At 64.7% G+C, this 21650-nt stretch carries 17 protein-coding genes and 1 riboswitch; of the genes, 7 read left to right on the top strand and 10 right to left on the bottom strand.

Going from position 1 to position 21650, the window contains the following annotated elements; genetic code table 11:
• The 3 genes from I7X13_RS18555 to I7X13_RS18545 form a co-directional block, all read left to right on the top strand.
• The coding region (locus tag I7X13_RS18555) for an endonuclease/exonuclease/phosphatase family protein (RefSeq protein WP_198076620.1) at positions 1 to 286 on the top strand (286 nt) is incomplete at its 5' end.
• Positions 287 to 466: 180 nt separating this feature from the next.
• Positions 467 to 2008, top strand: coding sequence for a cysteine--tRNA ligase (cysS, locus tag I7X13_RS18550; protein ID WP_198076619.1), 1542 nt, complete (start codon positions 467 to 469; stop codon positions 2006 to 2008).
• Between the two features lie 112 nt (positions 2009 to 2120).
• Positions 2121 to 3173 carry a M28 family peptidase gene (locus I7X13_RS18545; protein WP_233454847.1) on the top strand — a complete coding sequence of 351 codons (1053 nt, stop codon included), beginning with the start codon at positions 2121 to 2123 and terminating at the stop codon, positions 3171 to 3173.
• A gap of 403 nt (positions 3174 to 3576) precedes the next feature.
• Here I7X13_RS18545 and I7X13_RS18540 read toward each other — a convergent pair whose 3' ends face one another.
• On the bottom strand, positions 3577 to 4014 hold the full coding sequence (locus I7X13_RS18540; protein WP_198076618.1) for a hypothetical protein: 438 nt from the start codon (positions 4012 to 4014) through the stop codon (positions 3577 to 3579).
• 293 nt (positions 4015 to 4307) lie between these two features.
• Positions 4308 to 6005, bottom strand: a complete 1698-nt coding sequence (locus tag I7X13_RS18535) for an FG-GAP-like repeat-containing protein (RefSeq protein WP_198069727.1) — start codon at positions 6003 to 6005, stop codon at positions 4308 to 4310.
• Between the two features lie 25 nt (positions 6006 to 6030).
• Here I7X13_RS18535 and I7X13_RS18530 point away from each other — a divergent pair, with 25 nt between their 5' ends.
• Positions 6031 to 6198, top strand: coding sequence for a hypothetical protein (locus I7X13_RS18530; RefSeq protein ID WP_198069728.1), 168 nt, complete (start codon positions 6031 to 6033; stop codon positions 6196 to 6198).
• Positions 6199 to 6221: 23 nt separating this feature from the next.
• On the opposite strand, the gene I7X13_RS18525 is transcribed toward I7X13_RS18530, so the two are convergent.
• The gene (locus I7X13_RS18525; RefSeq protein ID WP_198069729.1) at positions 6222 to 6365 is read right to left on the bottom strand and encodes a hypothetical protein; all 144 of its coding nucleotides are present in this window, start codon (positions 6363 to 6365) and stop codon (positions 6222 to 6224) included.
• Positions 6365 to 7270, bottom strand: coding sequence for a S66 peptidase family protein (locus I7X13_RS18520; RefSeq protein WP_198076617.1), 906 nt, complete (start codon positions 7268 to 7270; stop codon positions 6365 to 6367). The genes I7X13_RS18525 and I7X13_RS18520 overlap by 1 nt, the downstream gene beginning before the upstream one ends.
• Positions 7271 to 7425: 155 nt before the next feature.
• Here I7X13_RS18520 and I7X13_RS18515 point away from each other — a divergent pair, with 155 nt between their 5' ends.
• A complete protein-coding gene (locus tag I7X13_RS18515; protein ID WP_198076616.1) occupies positions 7426 to 8664 on the top strand; it encodes an alpha/beta hydrolase in 1239 nt (412 codons plus the stop codon).
• A gap of 77 nt (positions 8665 to 8741) precedes the next feature.
• Here I7X13_RS18515 and I7X13_RS18510 read toward each other — a convergent pair whose 3' ends face one another.
• The 4 genes from I7X13_RS18510 to I7X13_RS18495 all read right to left on the bottom strand — a co-directional run bounded on the left by I7X13_RS18510 (position 8742) and on the right by I7X13_RS18495 (position 13963).
• Positions 8742 to 10001 carry a homoserine dehydrogenase gene (locus tag I7X13_RS18510; protein WP_198076615.1) on the bottom strand — a complete coding sequence of 420 codons (1260 nt, stop codon included), beginning with the start codon at positions 9999 to 10001 and terminating at the stop codon, positions 8742 to 8744.
• A 189-nt stretch (positions 10002 to 10190) separates the two neighbouring features.
• Complete coding sequence (locus I7X13_RS18505; protein WP_198069733.1) at positions 10191 to 11219, bottom strand: homoserine O-acetyltransferase family protein; 1029 nt, start codon at positions 11217 to 11219, stop codon at positions 10191 to 10193.
• Between the two features lie 262 nt (positions 11220 to 11481).
• Complete coding sequence (locus I7X13_RS18500; RefSeq protein WP_198076614.1) at positions 11482 to 12861, bottom strand: O-acetylhomoserine aminocarboxypropyltransferase/cysteine synthase family protein; 1380 nt, start codon at positions 12859 to 12861, stop codon at positions 11482 to 11484.
• Positions 12862 to 13251: 390 nt separating this feature from the next.
• Positions 13252 to 13367, bottom strand: a riboswitch (SAM riboswitch).
• A gap of 314 nt (positions 13368 to 13681) precedes the next feature.
• A complete protein-coding gene (locus I7X13_RS18495; protein WP_198069735.1) occupies positions 13682 to 13963 on the bottom strand; it encodes a LysM peptidoglycan-binding domain-containing protein in 282 nt (93 codons plus the stop codon).
• A 187-nt stretch (positions 13964 to 14150) separates the two neighbouring features.
• Here I7X13_RS18495 and I7X13_RS18490 point away from each other — a divergent pair, with 187 nt between their 5' ends.
• The gene (locus I7X13_RS18490; RefSeq protein ID WP_198076613.1) at positions 14151 to 14570 is read left to right on the top strand and encodes a hypothetical protein; all 420 of its coding nucleotides are present in this window, start codon (positions 14151 to 14153) and stop codon (positions 14568 to 14570) included.
• Positions 14571 to 14733: 163 nt separating this feature from the next.
• Positions 14734 to 17277: an erythromycin esterase family protein gene (locus I7X13_RS18485; RefSeq protein ID WP_198076612.1), complete on the top strand. Its 2544-nt coding sequence runs from the start codon at positions 14734 to 14736 to the stop codon at positions 17275 to 17277.
• A gap of 83 nt (positions 17278 to 17360) precedes the next feature.
• On the opposite strand, the gene I7X13_RS18480 is transcribed toward I7X13_RS18485, so the two are convergent.
• Complete coding sequence (locus I7X13_RS18480) at positions 17361 to 18443, bottom strand: lysylphosphatidylglycerol synthase transmembrane domain-containing protein (RefSeq protein WP_198076611.1); 1083 nt, start codon at positions 18441 to 18443, stop codon at positions 17361 to 17363.
• A 139-nt stretch (positions 18444 to 18582) separates the two neighbouring features.
• Positions 18583 to 21534 carry a TonB-dependent receptor domain-containing protein gene (locus tag I7X13_RS18475; RefSeq protein WP_198076610.1) on the bottom strand — a complete coding sequence of 984 codons (2952 nt, stop codon included), beginning with the start codon at positions 21532 to 21534 and terminating at the stop codon, positions 18583 to 18585.
• Between the last annotated feature and the right edge of the window lie 116 nt (positions 21535 to 21650).

The raw sequence follows: 21650 nt of genomic DNA, 5'->3' as shown, positions 1-21650 counted from the left end.
CACTCTGCTGGCCCGCGTAGCCCGCTCGCCCTACCCCGTGCTGCTGGCCGGCGACACCAACGACCTGCCCTATTCCTACGTCTACGACCAGCTGGCCGACCACTTGCAGAACGCCTGGGCCACCGTGGGCCTGGGCATTGGGGCCACGTATAATGGCAAGCTGCCCGGCCTGCGCATCGACCAGCAATTTGCCAGCAAGCAGTGGCAGGTGCTGGCGTGCAAGGTGCATCGCGAAATCAAGTGGAGCGACCATTTCCCCGTCGAAGCCCTGTACCGGCTGCGGTAGGGGCGGGACTTGTCCCCGCTCGGTCATTCGCGCCGTTAAACGACCGGGCGGGGATAAGCCCCGCCCCTACTGCAACTACAGCTTTTGCAGAAAACATCCCGGTGAATTGAGCAAAAGGCCCTAATGTTTTGTTGTGGCCTGCCAGCCGGCGCACGTCGCCCGGCCCGCTACCTTTGCACCATGTCGCTTAGCCTCTACAACACGCTTACCCGCAAGAAAGAAGAATTCCAGCCCGTGCACCCGCCCCAGGTGGGCGTGTACTTGTGCGGACCCACCGTGTATAGCGAAGCCCACCTCGGCAATGCCCGCGGCCCCGTGGTGTTCGACGTGCTCACGCGCTACCTGCGCCACTTACAGTATCAGGTGCGCTACGTGCGCAACATCACCGACGTGGGCCACCTCGAAAGCGACGCCGACACCGGCGAGGACAAGATGGAGAAGGCCGCCCGCGCCGCCCGCATCGAGCCCATGCAGGTGGCCCAGCACTTCACCAACCGCTACCGCCAGCACATGCTGAGCCTGGGCTGCCTGCCGCCCGACATCGAGCCCCAGGCCAGCGGCCACATCATCGAGCAGATTCAGGTGATTGAGGAAATCATCGGCAACGGCTTGGCTTATGAAGTCAACGGCTCGGTGTATTTCGACGTGCCGAAGTACGACGAGGAAGGCAAGCGCTACGGCAAGCTCTCCAACCGCAGCATCGAAGACCAGATGGCCAACTCCCGCGCCGGCCTGGAGGGCCAGAGCGAGAAGCGCAGCCCGCTGGACTTCGCCCTCTGGAAGAAGGCTTCGCCCGAGCACATCATGCGCTGGCCCTCGCCCTGGGGCGAAGGCTTCCCCGGCTGGCACCTGGAGTGCTCGGCCATGAGCCGCAAGTACCTCGGCGACCTGTCCGACATCCACGGCGGCGGCCTCGACCTGATGTTTCCGCACCACGAGTGCGAAATTGCGCAGAGCCAGGGCAGCCATTCGCACACCGACGAAGCCCGCTTCTGGGTGCACAACAACATGATAACCGTTAACGGCACCAAGATGAGCAAAAGCCTGGGCAACTTCGTGCTGCTCGGCGACATGTTCAAGGGGCCAACCGGGCCGCTGGCCTTCGGCTACTCGCCCATGGTGGTGCGCTTCTTCCTGCTGCAGGCCCACTACCGCTCGCCCGTGGACGTGAGCGACGACGCCCTACAAGCCGCCCGCAAAGGCTACCGCAAGCTGATGAACGGCCTGCGCCTGCTCGACCGCCTCACGGCCGACAGCTTCTCGTCGGACGTAATCCGCGACCGCACGGTGGCGCCCCTGGCCGAAGGCCGCCAGCCGGACACCGCTGCCGGCGACGCGGAGCTGCGCAAGCTGGTGGCCGACGTGTTCGTGGGCCTGAACGACGACCTGAACACCGCCCGCGCCATTGCCAGCCTGTTCAACCTGCTGCGCAAGTTCAATACGCTGGCCGCTACCACGGCCACGATGGCCACCGTGTCCTCGGCTGCCCTGACGGAGGCCGTGGACGCCTACCGCGCCGTGGTGAGCGACATCCTGGGCTTGCAGGACGAGCCCCGCGCCAACGCCGAGGAGCTGCTCAAACTCACCCTGGAGTTCTACACCGAGGCCAAGGCTGAGAAGGCTTACGACAAGGTCGACACCATCCGGGCCGCCCTCAAAAGCCAGGGCATCGTGATAAAAGACACCAAGGCCGGCGTGGAGTGGGCGTATAGCGAGGAATAACCAACTTTCTATTGTCATCCTGAGCGCAGCGAAGGACCTCATCACGCTCGCAACAAGTTGAGTAAGTAATCAAATGCCTTCTGGCGCGATAAGGTCCTTCGCTGCGCTCAGGATGACAGTAAAGAATATGAACTTCCGCACCCTTTGCCTTCCCCTGGCCGCCCTGGCCGCCCTGGCCGGCCTCCTGTTCCTCACCGGCTGCCCCGATAAAAAGCCCACCGAAACCGCCGACACCAGCGCCCCGGCCGAGGCTAAGCTGCCCAAAGCCCCCGTCTTCAACGCCGATTCGGCCTACGCTTTTACGGCGAAGCAGGTGGCATTCGGGCCGCGCGTGCCCAACTCCAAGGCGCACCGCGCCACCGGCGACTGGCTGGTGGCCAAGCTTAAAAGCTACGGCCTGAAGGTGATGGAGCAGCCCTTCGAGGCCATGACGTTTGACGGCACCAACATCCACGCCCGCAACATCATTGCCCAGTACCAGCCGCAGGCGGCGCGGCGCGTGGCCATCTTCGGCCACTGGGACACCCGCCCCTTTGCCGACAACGACAAGGTGAAGAAAAACGCCCCCATGGACGGCGCCTCCGACGGGGCCAGCGCCGTGGCCGTGGCCCTGGAAATGGCCCGCGTGCTTTCGCAGCAGCCCGAGAAGCTGGCCCCCAACGTGGGCGTCGACTTCATTTTCTTCGATGCCGAGGACTGGGGCCACGACGACACCACCCAGGCCGACCTCAAGGACCAGCTGGCCGGCAGCGGCACCGATTCGTGGTGCCTGGGCTCGCAGTATTGGGCCACTCATATGCTGCCCGCCAACTACAAGGCCGAGTATGGCGTGCTGCTCGACATGGTGGGCGCCAGAAACGGCAAGTTTACCCGCGAAGAAACGTCGCGCACCAACGCCCGCGCCGCCCTCGATAAAATATGGGGCGTGGCCTCGCAGCTGGGCTACTCCGACTACTTCCGCTACGAAGACACCGGCGGCATCACCGACGACCACGTGTACACCAACCGGGCCGGCATCCCCACCATTGATATCTACCACTACAACTCGCCCACCGACTACTTCCCCGCCTACCACCACGCCACCACCGACAACATGGCCATCATCGACCGCAACACGATGAAGGCGGTGGGCCAGACGATGCTGCAAACGCTGTACGTGGACTAAGTAAAGAATGGTCATTCCGACGCAGGAGGAATCTGGGAAGCCCGTCTGGCGGCTTTGTTCAGATTCCTCCTGAGTCGGAATGACAGCCGGAGCAAGACCAGCACTCCAAACGGCCGCCGGGGCAATCCGGCGGCCGTTTGGTGTATCAAGGGGGCTCCCCCCAGCCGTCCTTTCCTGCCGTTGACGCGTCTGTTGGCCTTCGTGCGGCGGCTGTTGCTCCGCCTGCCTGCCCTGGCCTAGTCCAAACTTAAAGCCAGGACGCCCACCCCCGGCTCATTGCCAGCGGCCGGCCGCACGGACAGGGGCGCCTCTTACCCGGCCTGTCGCACTACGCCCCGCGCGAAGACTCCGCCGCCTGCAACGCGGCGGCGCTGGCGTTTCCGGGGCGGGCGTGGGGGCGGGCCTAGCGGGCGGCCAGGGCCCGCCGGGCCCCATTCTTGGCCCGGGCCAGGGTGGGGTAGAGAGCCGTGGCCAGCCCGGTGACGGGGGTGGCGTGCGCGGTATTATGGGCGTAGCGCTGGGCGGCCAGCTGGCCAAACACGTTTTCGGCTTCCACGATGCTCACTTCGCGCAGGCCGGCGGCCACGGCCCGGGCGTTGAACTCAGTGGACAGCCACTCCTGCACCTCGGCCGGAATGGCCCCCATGCGGCGGATGTCGCCCACCCAGCCCCAGGGTGCGGCAGGCGTGGAGTGCGCCTCAAAGTACACCAGGGCCGCCTCCTGCAGGGCAATGAAATCGGCGCGGTTGGCGAAGGTGAGCCATTGCGTGATGACGCACGGCACGGCGGCATCTACGAGGACGCGGCCGTAGGGCTGGGAGAAGATTACGGAGTCGGGCATGGCAGGGAATGCAGTGCCTAACGTGCTACGGGCGTGTTGGGTTGGCCCGGCTACGGTTTAGCGGTGCGGCGGCCCGGCGGACGAAATAAGGGCAGGCCATTGGCCTGCCCTTATGCGTAATTGAGCAGCGCCTACTCCACCGGGAGGCGCACGGCGCGGGAGCCGGCGCACACCACGCACGCGCCCGCCGGAGTGCCGGTCGGCAGCGCCAGCGCCGCCGTGCCGGCCGCGTCGGCCCGGGCCGAAACCACCGGGCGGCCCAGCGCGTCGAGCACCGTCACCACCACGCCGTGCTACTCCACCACCAGGCGGGCCACCTGCCCGGCGGCGCGCACCAGGTACAGGCCGGGGGCCAAGCCGGCCACGTCCAGGGTGGCGGAGCCGGCCCGGGCGGGCACCGTGCGTAGCACGCGGCCCAGTCCGTCGAGCACTTCGGCCGAGGTGGCGGCGGGGGGCAGGGCCAGCGCGGTGCGGCCGGTGGTCGGGTTTGGAAAAGCCGCGAGGGCCGGCAGGGACGCGGCGGCACCCGCGGTGGCCAGCGGCTGCGCCTGATTGAAGCGCACACTCACGGTGCTGGCATTGTCGTAGTTGGCGGTCACCAGGTCTAGGTCGCCGTCGCCGTCCAGGTCGCCGGCGGCCACGCCGTAGACTAGGCTGCCAAAGGGCAGGGTGCGGAGGCCCGAAAACACCCCCGTGCCGTCGTTGAGCTGCACGCTGATGGCGCCGAGGTTGGGATAGCGGCTGCCGGTGGCAACCAGGTCGAGGTCGCCGTCGGCGTCCACGTCGGCCATGGCCATCTTCCAGCCCCCATCGGCCAGGGCCACGTTCTGGGTGCCGCCGAAAAGGCCGCTGCCGTTGTTCAGGCGCACGCTCGTGCCGCCGTATTCGGTGGTGGCCAGTAAGTCGAGGTCGCCGTCGTTGTCCACATCGGCCAGGGCCACGCTGTTGGGGCGGGTGCCCACGGCCACGTCCTGCGTGCCGCCAAAGAGGCCGCTGCCGTCGTTGAGGCGCACGCTCACGGTGTTGCTGAACTTGTTGGCCACGGCAAAGTCCACGTCGCCGTCGCCGTCCACGTCGCCGGTGGCCATGCCGTTGTTCTGGCCGCCCACCGGCACGTCCTGCGTGCCCGTGAAGGTGCCCTGGCCGTTGTTTACCCGGACGTGCACGGTGGACGTGTACGGGCTCGACGACAGCAGGTCGAGGTCGCCGTCGCCGTCCACGTCGGCCAGGGTCGCCCCCAGCGAGCCGGCGGGCACGGGCACCTGCTGGCCGGGGCTGAAGTTGCCGCCGCCATTGTTGAGGCACACGCTGAGCGAGTTGCCGCCGAAGTTGGCCACGAGCAGGTCGAGGTCGCCGTCGCCGTCCACGTCGCCGGGGGTCACGCTGTAGGCGCTGTAGCCGGCCGCCACGCTTTGGCTGCCGCTGAAGTTGCCCGAGCCGTCGTTCAGCCGAATTTGCACGCTGCGGCTGTTGGCATCGACGACCAGTAGGTCGAGGTCGCCGTCGTTGTCCACGTCGGCCAGGCCCACGTCATACGTCGAGCTGCCCACCACCAGGTCGGCGCCAGCCTGGAAGTAGCCGCGCCCGGAGCCCCCCACCGCCGTGGTGAACTGGCCCACGCGGGGCCGGGCCAGCGCCCCGCCGCTGCCGGCGGCGGCCGTGGTCACGGTGTACTGCACCGTCTCGCCCGGCAGGTAAGGGTAGGCGGTGGGGGCAAAGCTCAGGGTGGAACCCGTGGCTTGCGCCGGGGTGGCCGGGCGGGTGCGCAGCCCCCCGCGCTGGCCGCTGAATACCCGAAGCGCGCCCGCCGAAGCCGCCGTGAGCGGCTGGCTGGCCGTGACCACCAGCGGGGCCGTGCGGGGCGCGGCCACCGCGTTGGCGGCCGGGCTCACGGCCACCAGCGTGGGGGCTTGCGCGTGGGTGCCACCGGCGGGGGCCAGCGCGGCGGCCATGCCGAGCAGGGCGGGGGCAAGGGAGTAGCGAGGGGTCATAAAGCGCGGGAAAAGCGGATAGAAAATGACGCAAGCTACGCCCGGCACGCGGCATCGGGACGATGGCGGCGGGGCCGCCGCCGGGGCCGTGGTGCCGGGGCCACGCCGGGGCAGCGGCGCTGCCGGCGTCCCCTGGGGCGTGGGGCTAGCCCCCCCGCTCACCTGGGCCGCCTCGGCGGGCGTGAGGCCGTAGAGGGCGGCCACCCGGGCATCGACCTAGGCCTCGGCTTCGGAAGTGTCGGTGGTGGCATCGGCGGCCACGGCCTGGGTGGCCGTTCGGGTAGAGAGCAATAGCGTAGCGACAAGTTGCGCCGGGGGCGCGTGGCCAACGGAACAACGTAGGGGCGGGGTGGGAACCATCAGGCCGTCAGCCATCCCCCTTCGTTCCTCACCGTCAGCGTCACGGTCTGGCCCACCACCAGGGCCAGGTTGTCGGCCTCGTGGCCTACCGGGAAGCCGTAGGCCACCGGGAAGTCGTACATCTGCGCGTAGCGGTCGATGATTTGCACGGCCGACACGCCGAAGGGAATGGCGTTGTCGCGCATCTGGGAGAAGTGGCCCACCACCAGCCCGGCCAGCCCGGCCAGTTGCCCGCTGCGGTGCAGGTGCAGCATCATCCTATCGATGTGGTAAAGGTACTCGTCGAGGTCTTCCAGAAACAGGATGCGGCCCGCGAAGCCCGCCTGCGAGGCCGTGCCCGTAATGGTCTGGAGCAAACTCAGGTTGCCGCCCACCAGCGCGCCGGTGGCCGTGCCCGGCCGGTTGAGCGGATGGGGCGCGGCTTCAATGGGCTGAAAAGCTTCGCCAAACAAGGCCCGCCGCAGGGTTTCCAGCGCCAGCTCGCCGCCGGCCTGATGAAACAGCACCGGCATCACGCCGTGGATGCTGGCGTAGCCCAGCGCCAGCAGGTGCGAATTCAGCACCGTCACGTCGGAGAAGCCGGCCACCCACTTGGGCGCGGCCCGGAAGCGGGCAAAATCCAGCCCGTCCACGATGCGGGCGGTGCCGTAGCCGCCCCGCGCGCACAGGATGGCCCGGATGCCAGGGTCGTCGAGCTGCTGCTGGAAGTCGGCGCGGCGCAGGTCGTCGGGACCGGCAAACTGGTGGTGGTCGCCGGCAATGCTTTCGCCCAGCACCACTTCCAGGCCCCAGCTTTCGAGGGTGGCAGTGGCGGGGGCCAGCTCGGCGGCCGAAATCTTGCGGGCGGGGCTGACGATGGCGACGCGCTGGCCGGCGTGCAGGGCAGGGGGGAAGGAAATCGACATAAAATAGCGGGGCTAAGCGGCTGCAAATAACGCAGGTCGTATCTTCGGAACCAGTCCGCCGCTGGCGGCTCCTCCAACTCTGGCCGGCTATCCGGCGTTGATACCGAAATCGGAGGGGCGTTGCTTATCCGGCTCATTCTTTAAATGCTTTCGTGATGAAAACACTTTTCCTCTTCCTCGTGGCCCTGCTGCTCACGGCCGCCCAGGCCGCCAGCGCCCAGGCGGTCATCGACACCACCGGCGGGCGCTACTACCGCCCGGTATTTGCCAACGTCACCGTGACATCCAACGTGACCTACGGCGCGGCCGTGAACTCCGTGGGCAGCAATCAGACGCTGACCATGGACATCTATCAGCCCACCGGCGATGCGCTGGCCCGGCGGCCGGTCATCATTTTTGCCCACCAGGGCGGCTTCATATCGGGCTCCAAGACCGATGCTTACATGGTGGACGTGTGCACGAAATTTGCCCGGCTCGGCTACGTCACGGCCAGCATCGACTACCGGCTGCTGGACTTCAGCATCGTGCTCGGCGGGGGCTTCGACACCGTCAACATCGCCAAGTCGGCCATTCGGGGCATGCAGGACCTGCGCGCCGCCGTGCGCTTCTTCCGCAAGGACGCGGCCACTACCAATACGTATCGGGTCAACCCCAGCTACGTCATTGTGGGCGGCTCCTCGGCCGGTGCCTTCGCGGCGCTCGAAGTCGGCTACCTCGACAAAGCCGCGGAGGTGCCCGCCTACGTGGGCATTGCCGCCCTGGGCGGCGTGGAGGGCGTGAGCGGCAATCCCGGCTACAGCAGCCTGCCCCAGGCCGTGCTCAACCTGAGCGGGGCCACCGAAACCCCCAACTACATCGAGGCCGGCAACGCCCCCCTGCTGAGCGTGCACGGCACCGCCGATGCCACCGTGCCCTACCTGCAGGGGCGGGTGGGCTCGCTGCTGCCGCCCAAGTACGTGTACGGCAGCGGCCGGCTGAACCCCCGCGCCACTGCGTTGGGCATCCGCAACACGCTGCGCCCCCTGCGTGGCGCGGGCCACATTCCCTTCGAAAGCAACGCCGCCTACGCCGATACTACCTTCCGCACCATCCGCGACTTTCTGCGGCCCGTGCTGGCCCTGCCCGGCCTGGTAGTGACGGCCGCCCAGGCCCCGGCCACCGCCGCGCCCGCCGCCCTGGCCTACCCCAACCCCGCCGACGACGCCATTCGCATCGAGCTGCCCACCGCCTGGACTACTGCTGCCGAGGCCCAGCTGCTGGACGCGGCGGGCCGCGTGGTGCGCCTCATCCAGCCCACCTCCCGCACCCTCAGCGTGCCGCGCGGCACCCTCAAAGGGGGCGTCTATACCCTGAAGCTCCCCGGTCAGCCGGCCGTGCGCATCGAGTTCCGGTAGGGCCCGGCTTTCCTGCCAAAACACTAGGAGGCTCCGGAACCGCGCTGGCGTTCCGGGGCCTCCTGCGTATGGGGCGGCTAAGCCACGGCCGCCACTTCGGCGTGGGCCGGCACCGCGTCGGCCACCGTCCGCACCGCGCCCCGCCGCGCCACGAAGATGCCGGCGGCCCGCAGCTCCTTGCGCCAGGCCCAGAGCTGCTGCAGGGCCACGGGGCCGGTGGCGTAGGGGTGGGCGCTGTCGGGATGCAGGGCGTCGGGGGGCAGCTCCAGCCAGGTCAGCACCTCGCGCAGTACGCCCGCGTCGGGGTGGCTCACGTAGGCGTCCAGCTCCAGGCCTTCCGTGAGCTGAGCAGCGGGCGCGGCGGCACGCCTGGCGTAGCCGTAGCGGTGGCCCCTGCGCAGCGCCAGTACATCGGCCAGCACCGCCGAGCCGGTGGGGTGCCCGCCGGCCCCGCGCCCGGCCAGGAACTGGGCCCCCGCGTATTCGGCGTCGATGATTATTCCGTTGAACTCCTGCTCCACGGCATAGAGCGGCGACTCCGGCCCCAGCAGCTGCGGCGTCACCAGGGCGGCCACCCGGCCATTGGGCAGGCGCTCCACGCTGGCCACCACCTTCACCTTCTGGCCCCGCGCGGCGGCGTAGGCAATATCGGCCGCGCCCACGGCCTCAATGCCCAGGTTCAGCACCTCGTCCGGGTTCAGAAATGCTCCGTAGGCGTGGGCTGCCAGTATCACCGCCTTCGAGCGCGGGTCGAACGCGCCCATGTCCAGCAACGGGTCGGTTTCAGCGAAGCCCTGCACCTGCGCCTCGGCCAGCGCCGTGGCATAGTCGGAGCCCGCCTCGCTCATGCGCGTGAGCACGTAGTTGGACGAGCCGTTGAAAATGCCCCGCACCGCCCGCAGCGGCTCGTGGCTGAAGTAGCTGTCCAGGGTCCGCACCACGGGAATGCTGCCGCACACGGCCGCCTCATACAGCAGTGTGCCGCCGAACTCCTGCTCAAGCTGCACCAGCTCCGGCAGGTGGCGGGCCAGCATGGCCTTGTTGGCCGTCACCACGCGGCGGCCCTGGCGCAGGGCGGTACTTACCAGCCGGAACGCCTCGGCCGCGTCGTCGATTACTTCCACCAGCACGTCCAGCGTGGGGTCGTGCAGCAGGTCGTCGGCGTGGTAGGTGAAGCGATCGGGGGGAAGCGTGCGCGGCTTGTTTGGGCTTTTTACCGCAATGCGGGCGACAGCCAGGCCCAGGCCCGGCTGCTGCTCGATAATGTCGTAGAAGCCCTGGCCCACGCAGCCAAAGCCAATCAGGCCTAGCCGCAAAGGGTGTTCAGAATGATTCATGGAAAAGGTGTTTCGGCTAGCTGGAAGGAACTCCGAACAGGCAAGTTGTTTGTACCCGCCATCGGCGTTTTGTGCCTTTGAGATTAGCGTTGTACTGCCAACTGGATGCTTGTACTATCGCCGGGATGCTTGTGCTAATGAGCACATATGAAAAGTGGCTTCAAATACCCTAATAAGGCATTCTGTAATCTAGTGCACAAACGTAGGCGCGTAGAACAGCTCCAGAAAGTGGGTGATGGCCGCCGTCTCCAGCAAAAAGCCGTCATGCCCGTAGCGCGAGTCCAGCTCGCCGTACATCGCCCCCGGAATATGGGCCGCCAGCTCGCGCTGCTCCGCCAGCGGAAATAGCACGTCGGACGTGATGCCCAGCACCAGCGTGCGCGCTCCAATGCGAGCCAGCGCCGCCGGCACCCCGCCCCGGTTGCGGCCCAGGTGGTGGGTGTCCATGCTCCGGCTTAAGGCCACATAGCTGTAGGCATCGAAGCGAGACACCAGCTTGTCGCCCTGGTAGCGCTGGTAGGTGCTGGCACGGTGCTCACGCAGCAGGTCATCGTCGTCGGGGTCGGTCTGGGTCTCGCCGTAGGCCGAGTAGCTGCGGTAGCTGAGCAGGGCAATGGCGCGGGCGGCCCGCAGGCCCTCGTCGCCCCCGCCGGGCTGGCCGGCGGCGTAGGTCGGGTCGGCCGCAATGGCCAGCCGCTGCGCCTCATTGAAGGCAATGCCCCAGGCCGAATGCCGGGCGTTGGTGGCAATCACCACCAGATGGTCGAACAAGTCGGGCCGCTGCACGGCCCACTCCAGCGCCTGCTGCCCGCCCAATGAGCCGCCAATCAGCGTGTTGATGTCCGTCAGCTCCAGTTCCTGGCGCAGCAGCTCGTGCGCCCGCACCAGGTCCCGGATGCTCAGCAGCGGGAAGTGCTGGAAGCGGGCCTGCCCGGTGGCCGGGTCGGCATCCAGCGGCCCGGTGCTGCCATAGCACGAGCCCAGCACGTTGGCGCACACGATAAACCAGTCGGCCGGGTCGTAGTAGCAGCCCGGGCCCACCAGGCCCGGCCACCAGGCCAGCACGTCGGCGTTGGCCGTGAGGGCATGGCACACCCACACCACGTTGTCGCGGTCTTCGTTGAGCTGGCCCCAGGTCTGGTAGGCCACGTGCGCCCCGGTCAGAGTTTCGCCGCTTTCCAGCTTCAGGTCAGGTAATTCAAATACTTGGGTTGGCATAATGCAATACACTAGCACAGCTTCAGAACCAGCGAACCGGCCCGGCGCAATAGTTTCTCACTCCCATATCTCCTCCCATCACGGAAGAGGCCCGGGCCGATGCACTGATTCTAAAGCTGCGATAAAACCTGGCCGCCAGCGAGACTGGCACCGACCCGCCAGGGGTGGCCCGCTGGCGGCAATACTTTAATAGCAGTTAGTGTCGAGCGGTTAGTGACGGATTGCCATTGACCATTAACCGCTCACCACTAACCACCAATAACTAGGCTTCCAGTGGTTGGGCGTGCTCCAGTTCGGGCTCGCCCACTTCCTCGCCTTCGGTCGGCAGGCTGGCCGTGTTGCCGATGGCATCAAACGCCGCCTGCAAATCAGCCTTGATGTCGTCGAAATGCTCGATGCCCACCGAGAGACGCAGCGACGTCGGCGTGACGCCGGCTGCCAATTGCTCCTCCTCGCTTAGCTGCTGGTGCGTGGTGGCCGAGGGCTGGATGATGAGCGTCTTGGCGTCGCCCACGTTGGCTAGGTGGCTGATGAGTTTCAGGTTATCAATGAATTGCGTGGCCGTTTCCTTGGTGCCTTTCACCCGGAACGAGAGTACGCCGCCGAAGCCGCGCTTCAGGTACTTGTTGGCGATGGCGTAGTACGGGCTGCTGGGCAGGCCGGGGTAATTCACGCTTTCCACCTGCGGGTGCTCCTCGAGCCAGGTGGCAATTTTGAGGGCGTTTTCCACGGTGCGGTCCACGCGCAGGCTCAGGGTTTCGAGGCCGATGAGCAGCTGCCAGGAATTGAACGGGCTGATGGCCGGCCCAAAGTCGCGCAGCCCTTCTACCCGCGCCCGGATGATGAAAGCGATGTTGCCAAACGGCCCACCCTTGCCAAATACGTCGTTGAAAATCAGGCCATGGTAGCCCTCGCTGGGTTCGGTAAACTGCGGGAATTTACCGTTGCCGAAGTCGTAGGTGCCGCCGTCCACAATCACACCGCCCACGCTCGTGCCGTGCCCGCCAATCCACTTCGTGGCCGACTCCACCACGATGTTGGCACCGTGCTCCAGTGGCCGGAACAGGTAGCCGCCCGCCCCAAACGTGTTGTCCACAATCAGCGGCAAGTCGTGCTTCTTTGCGATGGCCGCAATGGCCTCAAAATCAGGAATACTGAAGCTGGGGTTGCCAATGGTTTCGAGGTAAATGGCCTTGGTCTTCTCGTCGATATGCTCTTCAAACGAAGCCGGGTTGTCACCGTCCGCGAAGCGCACCTCAATCCCCAAACGCTTGAAAGCCACCTTGAACTGGTTGTAGGTGCCGCCGTAGAGGTAAGCCGTGCTCACGAAGTTGTCGCCGGCCTGCAGGATGTTGTTGAGGGCAATGAACTGAGCCGCCTGGCCCGAGCCGGTGGCCAGGGCCGCCACGCCACCTTCGAGGGCTGCCACGCGCTGCTCAAACACGTCGGTGGTGGGGTTCATCAGGCGGGTGTAAATGTTGCCGAACTCCTTCAAGGCAAACAGATTGGCACCGTGCTCGGCGCTCTTGAACACGTAGCTGGTGGTTTGGAACAGCGGCACGGCGCGGGCCCCGGTGGTGGGGTCGGGCTGCTGGCCGGCGTGGAGTTGGAGGGTTTCGAAGTGTTGGGGCTGAACAGACATGATGGGGGAGGTTTTGACGTTTTGAAAAACCGAAATGACAATTGGAAAAAGTGCGCTGCGGCCTTACAAAAGCCCTTTTTAGCGCCGGAACTCCCCGAAATAGCCCGTGCTGCCGGTGTGGCCCAAACCCACCGCGCAGCCCCGAAAGGGCATGCGGCAGACCCACGGGGCCACCAAAAAAACCAGAAGAGTTGGGGGAGGGGTTCTAAGCTGGAATCAGCTTAGCAACAACACGGGCGGCAACAGCACATTCGCATTCGATGCGAAGTGAGGGCGGCTACATGCCGGCCACCAGCGGCCGAAACAAAGAAACCCGACACCACAGCGCGCGACGCAGCCGGAGCAGTCGGGAAATAAAAAGCAGAATTTGAAGAATTTTCCATGGCACTCGATTCATCTGTCCCAGCGCAGCCAAAGCTGCGGGTGGGTAGGAATTGGCACCTTTCGTTGAGCGAAGGTTGCCAGTGGGTCAGGGAGCCTAGTCTCTCGCCACTTCTGTATAAAACTTAAAAACTGCCCACCGTTAGCGGGGAGTACCGGGTTGGTAATACAAAGGTAGAAGAGGATTTTTGAGAATGGCAAGCGGTGAGGCGAAAAATATTTTTTTGGCAATGAGTAAAGCACCTGTCATCCTGAGCGCAGCGAAGGACCTTATCACGTTCGGGTAACTACTTCCGTTCAGCCGCGATAAGGTCCTTCGCTGCGCTCAGGATGACAGATTTTGCGCGTGGTAACAACCTCAGGTTTCAACCTCACCAAACGCAAAAAAGCCACCCTGAAACAGAGTGGCTTTTCTCACCTTTTTTCTGCAAAAAAGTACCTAGAGACTAGGTAGGGTCAACACCTGCCCCACTTCAATGTGGTCAGGGTTGTCGCCGATGAGCGCCTTGTTGGCGTCGTATATCTGGTGCCACTTGGCGGCGTCGCCGTAGTGGTGCTTGGCTATTTTGGAGAGGGAATCGCCGCTAACAACGGTATACGTGTCGCCGGCCGCTTCTGGTTTGGCGTTGCCAAAAAAATCGGTGCCGCCAGCCGCCGGCTTAGCCGCGGGCTCTACGGGCTTTTGCTCGCCTTTGTCGCTGATGAAATCGAAGAGTCCCATGGTTTCGGTGAAGTTAAATGGAGAGATAAATTCTGCCGGAAACGCTTGCGAGCGGGCCGACCGGGATGCTATACGGGCAAGTACGGCCGGGGTTACACGCTAAACTCTTTTGCGTCTGCATCGTAAGCCGACGAGTCTGCGCCCCGTGCGTCATGTTTTCATTCTTTCACCATTACCCTTTGTGCACATGAAACTCCAGTCCCTTTTTTCGTTCCGTTACCTCGCCAGCCTGCTGCTGCTTGTGTCGCTGTTTGCCGCTTCGTGCAGCAACGACAAAGGCAAGGTAGAAGGCGTGAACATGCTGTACGGCACCGATAGCAAGGTGTGGAAAACCGCCAAGGAAACCGACACCGCTGGCGATAAAGTGAAACAAACCGATGCCCAGAAGCAGGAAGAGCTGCGCATTTTCGCCAACGGCACCTACAACATGACCGGCGCCAGCGGCGCAGTGTCGGGCAAATATACGTTCGACCAGACCGGCAAAACCATCACCCTGACCCCCGATGGTGCCACCACCAGCAACACCTTCGCCGTAGAAACCCTCACCGACAAGAAGCTCACGTTGAAATCGGCTGATGGCGCCGCACTAATGCTCGAAGCCGAATAGTTCTTTCGAAAGTCAATCGATTGGAAAGCCCCGGACCAAGCTGGTTCGGGGCTTTTTTGTGAGTTGAATTTTGGCAGCAGCCGTTGGCGGCAGCGGAACGCGGGTAACTTGCAACCTCCTTACCGGTCGCATCATGCGGCTGTTCCACCATTATCTGCTACCGATGCGTTTTGACTTTGCGGCTAGTGCCCTGACTGGGGCGCTGCTATTTGCGACGGCGTGGGCCCACGCCCAGGCTCCGATGCCCCTGCCCACCCACGCGGTGCGCAGCATTGCCCCAACGGACGCGGACTTTCGGGACCTGGAATTTCTCAAGGCCGAGATTGGCCCGGCGCGGGTGGTGATGCTGGGCGAGCCCACCCACGGCGAAGGCAACGTGTTTGAAGCCAAAATCCGGCTCATGCGGTTCTTGCGCGAGCAGATGGGCTTTACCACAGTGGCGTTTGAGAGCGGATTTTATGACTTGCACAAGGCCCAGCAGGCGCTGGAAGCCGGGCGGCCGGTGCCGGAGGTCATTGGCAACAGCGTGTTTCCGGTGTGGACCAGCACGCAGGAATTCCAAAGCGTGCTGCCGCTGCTGGGGGCTGGCAAGCTGCGCGTGGCCGGCTTCGACCCGCAGTTGATGAGCGAGGGCTACAGCGGCGACTTGGTGGACGACCTGGAAGCGTTTCTGGCTCCGCAAAAGGCGGGAGCTTTGCCCAATTATGACTACCTCGACGAAGTCATCAGCTTCATGGCCGAGCAGTTTGCGTTTCTGCCCACCACCAAGCTGGCCGATTTTGAGAAGGAAATGGCCAAAGCAACGCGCCTGATTGACAAAGCTGCCGCCAGCCCCGACCCCAAGCGCCGCGCCGAAGCCACCTTCTGGCAGCAGAACCTGCGCAGCCTCCTGGCCCAGGCCCGCGACTATGCCGCCCACGACGCCAATGCCAAGCTGGAAGAGCAGTTTGTGGCCGTGGACAGCAACCCGCGCGATGCCCAGATGGCCGACAACCTGCTGTGGTACCTGCGCCAGCACCCGCAGGAAAAAGTGGTGTGCTGGGCGGCGCTACCGCACCTGGCCAACCGCACCGACCACTTCGAGAACGCCGAAATCCAGACCTATCGGCCCATGGGCCGCGCCGTGAAAGAGGGCCTCGGCCCCGACCAGGTGTACATTCTGGGCACGTTGGCCGGCGGCGGCACCCATGGGTTTCCGGCCCTGGGCTACAAGGCGGTGCCCGCGCCCGCCGCTGGCTCGCTCGAAGCCGAACTGCTGGCCCAGCCCGCCGACTATGCCTTCGTGAGCCTGAAACACGACGCGCCCGGCCAGCGCCTCACCACCTACGCTTTCGACTACCAGCCGCTGGCCGGCCCGTGGAGCGAGGCCGTGGACGGCTTCCTGTTTCTGCGGAGCGTGAACCCACCACATGGCGCTCCAACCATGATAGCGGCTGCTTCGGCAACCCCGACCGACAGTGCCTTAGCCCGCCCGGTGCCCACTGCCCTGAACCCCGCAGGCCGGCCGCGCGAGGTGCGCGCAGCGGCGGGCACCGCCACCGTGCGCGGCGTGGTGCGGGACCAAAAGACCGGCCAGCCGGTGCCATACGCGTCGGTTTCGATATCCGCCAAAGGTATGGGCACGGTGGCCGATGCGCAGGGACGCTTTGCTTTGCCGGCGGGTAGCGAAATCCAAGTGAGCAGCGTGGGCTACGCCACGGCCACCGTGGCTGCCAGCGCCGCGCCCCTGACGGTGCGCCTGGCTCCGGCGGCCTACGAGCTGGCGGGCGTGCAGGTGCGCGGCGAAAGCCTGGACCCGCGCAAAATCATGAAAAAAGTGCTGGCCGCTTTGCCCAAAAACTACGAGCAGGCCGACTACGTGGCCGAAGTGTACACCCACCGCCGCCTCAGCAATTTCGATACGCTGCGGTACGAGGCGGAGTACGTGAGTCAGGTATTTGAGCCGGCCGGCTACCGCAATTTCACCGGCGGCTTTTTGGGCCTGGGGCCGCGTGAGAAGCACCGCGTGCGGGAAGCGCAGGTACTCACCAAGCCCCAAAAGCCGCTGGGCTGGTTCGACCTGAGCGCCGGCGGGCAGGGCTTCTACACAGCGGCGGCCGACCCGGTGCGCACAGTGCCGCTGTTCAAGCCCGGCACCTGGCGCAAGTTCACGCTGCACCTTGATAGTGTGCAGCAGCAGGATGACGAAACCGTGTACGTGCTGAGCTTCGTGGCCAGGCGCGCCAACCACCGCAGCACGGGCACCTACCTCACGGGCCGGCTATCGGGCCGCTTCTATGTACAGCAGCGCGACTACGCCTTGCGGCGCTACCAGGCCCTGTGGGAACACGATACGCTGACGATGAATGCCATAGCCCGGCAGCACGCCGGCCGCCACGACCGCATTGCGCCGCTCTACAACACCATTTATTCCGATGACCGCACCGACCATTTTGTGGAGTACGAGCGCGGGGCCAACGGGCGCTACCACGTGGCGCATAGCGTGGCCCACGCCGTGAGCGCCGGGCGCGTGCTGGGAAAGGCCCCGCATCACCACCAGATAGTGTGCGAGGCGTTTTTCACGCCCCAGCCCGCCGTCACCCCACCGCTGCCGCCTGACCCCACGCTCGACCCGCGCCTGGCTGACGGCGAAATATACCAGCTGTTTAAAGCCAAGCCTCACCCTGAATTCTGGCGAACATACCAGCGCCCCACAGCGGGGAAGTAAGGTTTGAAGCGGTTTCGGAAGTAGTCCGAAAGTCTGAACGTCATGCTGAGCGCAGCCGCAGCATGACGTTCTTTTTAAGAATGCTACGTCAGCTTTGCTGGCCGTTTCGCAAAAACCCGCGCCACCCAGCGCGGCAGGAAAATAGTGCCCAGCACCAGATACAGGTAGTAGGTCACCACGCGGTAGAGTAAAACCATGAAGCTGGTGAGCGTAGCCGTGCCAATGAACTTGCCAAAAAATGTGGGAAACGCGCCCTCCACAATGCCCGCACCGCCGGGCGTGATGGCCAGCAGCAGCAGCACCTTGTAGGTGAGGTTGCGGGCGAAGATGAACAGGAAGGTATCGGCATCCATCGGTACGAAGGCGGCGATGAGGCAGCCGATGACGAGGTAGCGGGCCGTCCAGACGAAGAACGTGCTGGCCGCCGCCCGCCACCAGTAGATGGCCGGGTTGCCGCGCAGCTGGATGGACGCATCCATCATGCCCTGGCCGTGCTTGTAGGCCGAGCGCTGCCAGCGCCGCAGCAGCCGGAACGAAAACAGCCGCACCAGCAGCCGCCGCACCGATTTCGGATTAATGAAAATGGCATAGAGCATCAGCCCCGCGTAAGCCGTCACGGCTACATAGCTAATGACAAATGCAATGCGCAACGTGGCGATGAACGCGCCCTGCATGGCCTCGTGTGGATACAAGCCCGCCCCGGCAATGAGCACCACCAGCGGTACCATGATGACGTAATACAGGTTGTCCATCAGGGCCGTAACCATGATGTATGCCAGCGACTTGCCCAGTGGAATGCCTTCTTTGTTCAGTATAAAGGAAGCCACCGCCGTACCGCCCACCGCCGAGGGAAGCACGCAGGAGGCAAACTCCCAAATCATAATCACGTCGAGGCTCTGGCGGTAGTTGAGCTCGCGCTCGGCAATGTGCCGGATGCGGTAGATGTAGCCGAAATCGCGGGCCAGCAGCACACCCAGCGTAATCAGCAGCCACTCCCAGCGGGCATGCGCTAGGGGGGCAAGGTCGCCGGGCTTGTAGCTGCGCCAGAACATGAATCCCACCACGCTCAGGCCAATCACGACGGGCAGAATGAGCCGCGAGGGCTGCAAGCGCTGCAGAAAATGCGCGTCGTCTTCGGGCAGGGGAGCGAGGGATTTATCGGTCATCGAAGGAAATAAAGCAGCCCGGCAAAAGTAGGCGGTAGCGGGCGGGCGACTGATTAAAATAGGATTAAGGTGATATGAAAAACGTCATGCCGGGACAAGCTCAGCATGACGTTTTTCAGAGGTGGCCTAAGCTGTTAGGCTAGGGGCGGCCGCCGGGGCTGCCAGCCGGCACCGTGCCGTTGGGCGTGCTGGTACCGGGCGAAGGCGCGTTGGCCGGCGCGTTCACAGGGTTACCAACCGGGGCTTGGCGCTTGGTCGTGTCGGCTGGTTGAGCCGTGGCGGGGCGCAGGCCGGGATAACCACCGGGGCGCTGGCCGGGCAGGGGGCGGCCCGTGCTGTCAGCCGCCGGCTTGCCGGAAGTGCTGTCGGCCGGCGCGGTGCGCTGCTGGCCCTGGCCGGGGTAGACGCCCGGGCGGGCACCTGCGCCGGCCGGAGCCATGCCGGGAGCGCCGCCAGGGTAACCACCGGGGCGGGCTGCGCCTGCTGGCGCACCCGCGGGGCGTGCGCCGCCGCCAGGGGCACCACCGCCCCCGCCGGGAGCGCCGCCGCCACCGCCCATGTCGCCGCCGCCTTCGCCGCCGCCTTTCAGGTCGTCGTTGTTGATGCTCTTGCCGCGGCGGGTGGGCGGGGCCACCGACAGTTTGCCAATGCGGTAGCTGATGTTCACCTTAAAGCTCATGTTGTGCAGCACGTTGCGGCTACTCTGGTCGATGAGCGGCGACACCACGGTGTTGCGGATGGTGATGCTGGGCGTGAAGAAGTTCTCAGCCCCGAAGCCGATGCTGCCGCGCTTCTCGGCAAAATCACGCTTCACGCTGAGGCTGTACACGCCGAAGCCGCTCTGGCTGCCCTGCAATTGCACTTGGTTGCCGCGGTAGAAGGCGAAGGCCTGCAGGCCCCATATCGGCGTGAAATTGTAGGAGCCAAACACCCGGCCGCTCATCACAAAGCCTTCATTGGCGGCGTTGAAGCGGGCGTCGGGCACGTTGTTGGTGAGCTTCACGTAGTAGAAATCGGTGCCTGCGTTCAGGCTGAGCTTGCCGTTGTTGATGTTGGCGAATACGCTGCCGCCGTAGGCATCCTGCTTGCCGATGTTGTCGTAGGTGGTCGTCACGATATCAGCACCCTCCACCGTGCGCAGGGCCTCGATGGAGCCCGTGGTGTTGCGCATGAAGGCGCTGAAATTTAGGTTTAGGCGCTTGTAGGCGGTGCTGTAGCCCAGCTCGTAGTTGTTGGTGTATTCGGGGTCCAGATTGGGGTTGCCGTAGCTGATGTTCTTCGGGTTCTGGGCATTGCGGTTAGGGTTCAGGAACTGCAATGACGGACGCTGGATGCGCTTATTATACGCCAGTTTCAGCACGTTGCCATTCGATAGCTTGCGCGAGAAGTTCACGCTGGGCACCAACACGTCGTAGTTGGGAATGTTGGTTTTGGCCGTGTCGGTTTGGGCAAAATCGGCCTTAATGGTCGTATACTCGTAGCGTAAGCCCGGCTTTAGGGTGAAGCCCTTAGGCAGGCCTAAGGTGTAGGCCGCGTAGGCAGCCGTCACGTTCTGGCGGTAAGTAAACACGTTGCTCGACGACAGCCCTACCGATGGCACCACCGCGCCATCGGCCCCGTAGGAGGTCGTGCTGTAGTCCGAATTCACGCGGCGCAGAATGTTCTTCACGCCCATCTCCAGAATCTGGGTTTTGCTGATGGGGTTCTGGTAGTCGAGCTGCACCGTGTATTCCTCATTGTAGCTCGGGTTGTCGTTCACGATGCGGCGGGCCAGGCTGGTTGCATCGGAGGTGCTCAGAATGGTGTTGGTGAAGCTGTTGGTGCGGTCGTTGCGGCTGAATAGCGTCAGCAGGCTGATTTCATGCTGCGGCTTCTCGAAGCTGTGCGTGTAGTTCAGGCTGGCATCCACGGTGCCCGACAGGTCTTTCGAGTAAGTGTCGCGCTGGTCGGTGCTCCGGGGCGTGCCGGTGGCGAAAGCGCCGGCGTAGCTGGTGCGCAGCAGGCCGTCCTGGTAGTTCTGGCCGTTGCGGGTGCCGTAGGCCACCGACGCCTGGATGGAGTTAAACTTGTTGATGTCGTAGTCCCAGCCCAGCGTGTAGCGCCCGAAAATCTGTTGCAGACGCGTATCCGCCGATTGCAGCGTGGTCGTGGCCGAGCCGTCGGCAATGTTGCGCGTCACCTGAGTGTTCGAAAACTCGCCGGGTACGTTGTACTGCGCCCGGCCGAAGCCGCCCAGCGAGAAGCCCATTTTGCCGGTGCGCAGGCTACCGTTCAGGCTCAGGTTGCTGCTGCGGGTGCCGACGCTGGCGTCGATGCCCAGCGTGGCCCCGCGCAGGTTGTTCTGCTTAGTGACGATGTTAATAATACCCCCCGAGCCTTCGGCGTCGTACTTGGCCGAGGGCGAGGTGATGACCTCCACGGTCTTAATCTGGTCGGCCGGAATCTGCTTCAGCGCGTCGGCAATGCTATTGGCCGCAATAGTCGACGGCTTGTTGTTGATGAGGACTTTGATGTTGCTGGAGCCGCGCAGGCTTACGTTGCCGTCCAGGTCCACGCTCAGCAGCGGCACGCGCTTGAGCACGTCGGTGGCATCGCCGCCGCGGGCAGTCTGGTCGTTTTCGGCGTTGTACACCGTGCGGTCCACCCGCTCCTCGATGATGGCCTTCTGGCCAGTTACCACAACTTCGCCCAGCTTTTGGGCCGAAGTGCCCAGCGCTACGGTGCCCAACGCAATGACTCCGCCCGCGGGCACTACCACGCCGGCGCGGTCCTCGTTTTTATAGCCCAGAAAGCTGATTTGAACCGTGTAGGTCCCGGCCGGAATGCCGGCCAGCACAAACTTGCCATCGTCGCCGGCCACGCCGCCATTCACGGGATTGCCGGCCGCGTCCAGCACCGCCACCGTGGCGTAAGATACCGGCTTGCCGGTCGTGGCATCGGTTACGGTGCCGCTCACGCGACCAGTTGCCGCGCGCGGCGCGGCCGCAGCCGGCCGCGCACCTGTGGGCGGGCCTTGCTGCGCAGCGGCTAATTGATTGATGCCCAGTAGGGCGGTAAGCACTACGGCCGAAGCCGGTAAGGTTCGTTTCATACAATTCATAACGGCCAAAGTGCCGTAATCGGGGCCGGGGGTTGCATCCTCCCGGCATATTTGTTGTTTGTGGGGCAAGTTGTTTGGCGGCTATATCGCTATCCGGCGCCTGCGCA

The sequence above is a fragment of the Hymenobacter negativus genome (assembly GCF_016056375.1).
Classification (GTDB): Bacteria; Bacteroidota; Bacteroidia; order Cytophagales; family Hymenobacteraceae; genus Hymenobacter; species Hymenobacter negativus_A.
Note: the sequence above shows the minus strand (reverse complement) of the source record. Positions and strands in the feature narration are given on the sequence as shown.

Coding starts and splice junctions, on each gene's coding strand:
- I7X13_RS18520 (WP_198076617.1), bottom strand. CDS start 7,270: ATGTCGATTTCCTTCCCCCCTGCCCTGCACGCCGGCCAGCGCGTCGCC.
- I7X13_RS18500 (WP_198076614.1), bottom strand. CDS start 12,861: ATGTCTGTTCAGCCCCAACACTTCGAAACCCTCCAACTCCACGCCGGC.
- I7X13_RS18525 (WP_198069729.1), bottom strand. CDS start 6,365: ATGGTTCCCACCCCGCCCCTACGTTGTTCCGTTGGCCACGCGCCCCCG.
- I7X13_RS18490 (WP_198076613.1), top strand. CDS start 14,151: ATGAAACTCCAGTCCCTTTTTTCGTTCCGTTACCTCGCCAGCCTGCTG.
- I7X13_RS18530 (WP_198069728.1), top strand. CDS start 6,031: ATGACGCAAGCTACGCCCGGCACGCGGCATCGGGACGATGGCGGCGGG.
- cysS (WP_198076619.1), top strand. CDS start 467: ATGTCGCTTAGCCTCTACAACACGCTTACCCGCAAGAAAGAAGAATTC.
- I7X13_RS18480 (WP_198076611.1), bottom strand. CDS start 18,443: ATGACCGATAAATCCCTCGCTCCCCTGCCCGAAGACGACGCGCATTTT.
- I7X13_RS18510 (WP_198076615.1), bottom strand. CDS start 10,001: ATGAATCATTCTGAACACCCTTTGCGGCTAGGCCTGATTGGCTTTGGC.
- I7X13_RS18505 (WP_198069733.1), bottom strand. CDS start 11,219: ATGCCAACCCAAGTATTTGAATTACCTGACCTGAAGCTGGAAAGCGGC.
- I7X13_RS18515 (WP_198076616.1), top strand. CDS start 7,426: ATGAAAACACTTTTCCTCTTCCTCGTGGCCCTGCTGCTCACGGCCGCC.
- I7X13_RS18535 (WP_198069727.1), bottom strand. CDS start 6,005: ATGACCCCTCGCTACTCCCTTGCCCCCGCCCTGCTCGGCATGGCCGCC.
- I7X13_RS18545 (WP_233454847.1), top strand. CDS start 2,121: ATGACAGTAAAGAATATGAACTTCCGCACCCTTTGCCTTCCCCTGGCC.
- I7X13_RS18485 (WP_198076612.1), top strand. CDS start 14,734: ATGCGTTTTGACTTTGCGGCTAGTGCCCTGACTGGGGCGCTGCTATTT.
- I7X13_RS18495 (WP_198069735.1), bottom strand. CDS start 13,963: ATGGGACTCTTCGATTTCATCAGCGACAAAGGCGAGCAAAAGCCCGTA.
- I7X13_RS18475 (WP_198076610.1), bottom strand. CDS start 21,534: ATGAAACGAACCTTACCGGCTTCGGCCGTAGTGCTTACCGCCCTACTG.
- I7X13_RS18540 (WP_198076618.1), bottom strand. CDS start 4,014: ATGCCCGACTCCGTAATCTTCTCCCAGCCCTACGGCCGCGTCCTCGTA.